This is a genomic window from uncultured Methanobrevibacter sp., assembly GCF_937906425.1.
In the GTDB taxonomy this organism is placed as follows: domain Archaea; phylum Methanobacteriota; class Methanobacteria; order Methanobacteriales; family Methanobacteriaceae; genus Methanobrevibacter.
In genome coordinates this window covers 1-4,158 of the sequence record NZ_CALCYR010000103.1, presented here as the reverse complement: position 1 = coordinate 4,158, position 4,158 = coordinate 1, and the positions used below count along the sequence as shown (strand labels likewise).

Genomic DNA, 4,158 nt, shown 5'->3' with positions numbered 1-4,158 from the left:
CTATGGGTTTCGGTCTATGGGAATTTCATTTTGCTGCCAGCCTTTTTTTATCGAACACCACATAGTTTTATTATTTACGAACTTTTTTTATTTCATTATTTTTAATTAATTGTTTTTTTAAACGATTATTTTTTTTTAAAATTCAGTTTTTTATATTTTTATAAATTCTTATTTCTTTTTTAATTCAGTTTCTTTTATTTTTATCAATTCTTATATCTTTTTTTATATTCAGTTTTTTTATTTTTATAAATTTTTATATCTTTTTTGGCTGTTGAAAGCATTTTAAAAACTTAATTTATACTTTAAATCACTTATTTTATGAATTTTTTTAAAATTTTTAGGATTTCAACAAGGACTTTTTTTAAATTTAATTTTTTCATTTTAAAAATTATTTTCAAATTATTTTAACTTTTTATAATTTTTTCATTAATAGTAATACTTCCTTTATAAATAAACTTCAAAAAAGTAATAATATTTATATCATATGAATCAAAATATATTAATAGTAATACTCAGTATATAAATAAACTTAAAAAAAGTAATACTTTTTTTATTTTATTGCTTACTTGTATAATTAATTTTAAGATTTATTTTAAGATTTATTTTAAAATTATTTTAATTATATTAAATAAAAAAATTTTAAATATTTTAATAATTTCAGTATTTTAATAGTTTTTAATGGTTTAACAATTTTTAAGTATTATAGTTTATTAGGGTAATGATTTTGAATTATTTCAAGAAATAATGCATAATTTGAGGTGTTTATATGATTGATGAAATAACTGACTTTTTATTCGGATTGAAAATGACAATTATTTCAGGAATATTCCTATTGATAGCAGTTATTTTTATGATTTTTTCTATTAAGGTGCCAATTTACCTGGATCCTGCATGGGGTACAGTTATCATTAGCGGAATACCTATGTTGCTTTTGGCATTAACTCGACTCTTTCGCGAAAAGTGGATTTCATCTGCACTTTTAATTGCAATAGCAATGGTGGCTTCATTATGTATAGGTGAGATTTTTGCTGCAGGTGAAGTTGCATGGATTATGGCTTTAGGTGCCCTTTTAGAGGATTGGACTGTAGAAAGGGCGAAAAAAGGTTTAAGAAATCTTATAGATTTATCCCCTCAAACAGGTAGAAGAATAATAGATGGGAAAGAGGAAATCATATCAGTTGATGATATTAGGATAGATGATGTTTTAAGAATTCTTCCAGGTGAAAAGGTTCCTGTTGATGGAGTAATCATAAAGGGAAGCAGTTCCTTGGACCAATCCATCATGACAGGTGAATCATTGCCTATAGATAAGGAAATCGGTGATGAAGTTTTTTGCGGAACTGTAAATATGTATGGTGCAATTGACATTAGGGCAACTAGTTTGGGAGAGAACTCTTCACTTCAAAAATTAATAGATCTTGTTAAGGCTGCAGATGAAAAACAGGCTCCTACACAAAGGATAGCTGATAAGTGGGCTACATGGCTTGTTCCTATTGCTTTAATAATTGCAATTTTGGCTTGGCTACTTACTGGAAATATTGAAAGGGGAGTAACTGTATTGGTTGTATTTTGTCCCTGTGCATTAATTCTTGCCACTCCGACTGCCATAATGGCTGCAATAGGTCAGGCTACAAAATATGGGGTATTGATAAAATCTGGTGAATCATTGGAGATTTTAGGCAGTCTCAATACCTTGGTTTTTGACAAGACAGGAACATTGACATATGGCAATCTTGAAGTTTCAGAGATAATTTCCTTAAATGAAGATTTGGATGAATCGGATCTATTGAAAATAACTGCCTCTGCAGAAATCCTTAGTGGGCATCCTTTGGCAAAGGCAATTGTTGAAGAGGCTAAAGGTAGGGAAATTGATATTGAAGAACCCAGTGATTTTCAAATGTATCCAGGTAGAGGAGTTACTTGTGAAAATTCATATGGTAAAGTCTTTGCTGGTAACTCTAAATTCCTTTTGGAAAACAATTTTGACTTAAACATTTCTTCTTACTTGGACAAATTAAAAAAGGAAGGTAAGGCAACAATTATCCTAGCGTTAAATGATGAAGTGATCGGTTTAATCGGTTTATCTGATAGGGTTCGTGAAGATTCTAAAAACATGATTCAAAACCTGTCCAAATTAGATGTTGAATCCATTTTGCTAACTGGAGACAATGAAGAAACTGCTAACTATTTTGCTTCTCAAGTTGGAATAGGCAGGGTTTATGGAAATTTGCTTCCTCAGGAAAAGCTGGATTGGATTGAAAAATTTAAGTCTGAAGGCAAGAAGGTTTGTATGATTGGGGATGGTGTAAACGATGCACCTGCACTCAAGGCTGCGGATGTAAGTGTTGCAATGGGTTCAGTTGGCAGTGATATTGCAATCGAAGCTGCCGACATTGCTCTTTTGGGGGATGACATTGGAAAGATTCCTTATCTTAAAAAACTATCTAATTCAACATTGTTTACAATTAAGTTTAATATTGCAATTTCCATGACAATAAATGCTGTAGCAATACTTTGTTCTGTTTTAGGACTATTGAATCCTGTAACAGGTGCTATAGTGCATAATGCAGGGTCTTGTCTTGTAGTTTTGAATGCTGCACTTCTTTATGATAGGCGTTTTGATGATTCAATTAAAAAATTGGATTCCCAAGAACTTGAACATTCACATTATCATTTCCATAATGACGGTGATCATATTCATTCCCATGAGGGAATTGAAATTATTGATGAAATTCAAACTGAGAATGGAATAAAGCATATTCATGTCCATACACATATTTAAAGAGGGATTTTTATTTTAATAATTATTTCTCTTCATTCTATTCTTTTAGTATTTTTCTCTGATTTGTTATTTTATTAATTCTTTTCTTTATTTAATTCTTTTTTTTAGTTTTTTCTTATTTTAATTCATTTCTTAATTTTTATCTTTATTCTTATTTCTTTTAATTTTCTATTTTTTTGCTTATGATTTTTAAGTTTATTTGATATTATCCAAGTTAAGTATATATATTAATAAAATTAATATATATAATTATCAATTAAACTTTAAAAAAATTTAATTATTTTTGAGTTTTATTGCATAACAATTTGTAGTTTTTAAAAATGGAGGAAATTTATGCATATTATGGAAGGGTTCTTGCCACCATTATGGTGTGCTGTTTGGTATGTAATAGCACTTCCTGTGGTTGCTTATGGACTCTATAAAATTAAAAAGGTTTCCGATGAATTTCCGGAATCCAGAGCTTTACTTGCTGTAAGTGGAGCATTCATGTTTGTAATTTCATCATTAAAATTACCTTCCGTAACTGGAAGCTGTTCTCACCCAACCGGTAATGGTTTAGGTGTTGCAATCTTTGGACCTGCAGTTACTGCAGTTTTGGCAACAATCGTTTTAGTATTCCAGGCAATTTTACTTGCTCATGGTGGAATAACCACCTTAGGTGCAAACATTGTATCAATGGGTATTGTAGGACCTCTAGCAGGTTGGATTGTTTATAAAGCATTGTTTAAAGTAGGATGTCCATCAAAAGTCAACATATTCTTTGTAGCATTTATTGCTGATTTTGCAACTTATCTTGTGACTTCTGTACAATTAGGTTTAGCATTCCCAGAACCTACAGTTGCAGCTGCAATCACTAAGTTCTTCTTAATATTTGCTCCAACACAATTGCCATTGGCAATCGCTGAAGGTTTATTGACTGTAATCATTTGGAATGGATTAATGTCTTACAAACCTAAATTATTAAATAAATTAGGTGTTGTAGCAGATAATGAATTGGCAAAGGGTGATTAGATGAAACATGAAAATCTTATTTTATTTATCATTGTTGTTGTATTGCTTGTAGCACCTTTGGCAATGTATTCAGGTCTAGGTGAAGATGAAGGATACTTTGGAGGTTCTGACGATCAGGGTTCAGACGGTGTTTCAGAAACAGGATACGAGCCTTGGTTCAATTCATTTTGGGAACCTCCTAGTGGTGAAATAGAAAGTTTATTGTTTGCTGTCCAAGCAGCCATAGGAGCCGGTATTATTGGTTACATCTTTGGTTATTGGAGAGGAGAAAATAAAAAAAAGGATGAAAACTAATTAATATCCTTTTTTTATTTTTTTATAATCTTTTTATTTCTTATTTGTCCTTTTAATATTTTTTAATATTT

Annotated in this window: 3 protein-coding genes; all 3 read left to right on the top strand. The window is 30.2% G+C overall.

Translation table 11 applies throughout. The annotated features are described in order from the left end of the window. Nucleotides 1-766: 766 nt before the first annotated feature. Nucleotides 767-2,782 carry a cation-translocating P-type ATPase gene (locus Q0138_RS02750; RefSeq protein WP_297980599.1) on the top strand — a complete coding sequence of 672 codons (2,016 nt, stop codon included), beginning with the start codon at nucleotides 767-769 and terminating at the stop codon, nucleotides 2,780-2,782. Between the two features lie 333 nt (nucleotides 2,783-3,115). Continuing rightward, nucleotides 3,116-3,793 carry an energy-coupling factor ABC transporter permease gene (locus Q0138_RS02745; protein WP_297980596.1) on the top strand — a complete coding sequence of 226 codons (678 nt, stop codon included), beginning with the start codon at nucleotides 3,116-3,118 and terminating at the stop codon, nucleotides 3,791-3,793. Beyond that, nucleotides 3,794-4,087: an energy-coupling factor ABC transporter substrate-binding protein gene (locus tag Q0138_RS02740; protein ID WP_297980593.1), complete on the top strand. Its 294-nt coding sequence runs from the start codon at nucleotides 3,794-3,796 to the stop codon at nucleotides 4,085-4,087. Nucleotides 4,088-4,158 lie beyond the last annotated feature (71 nt).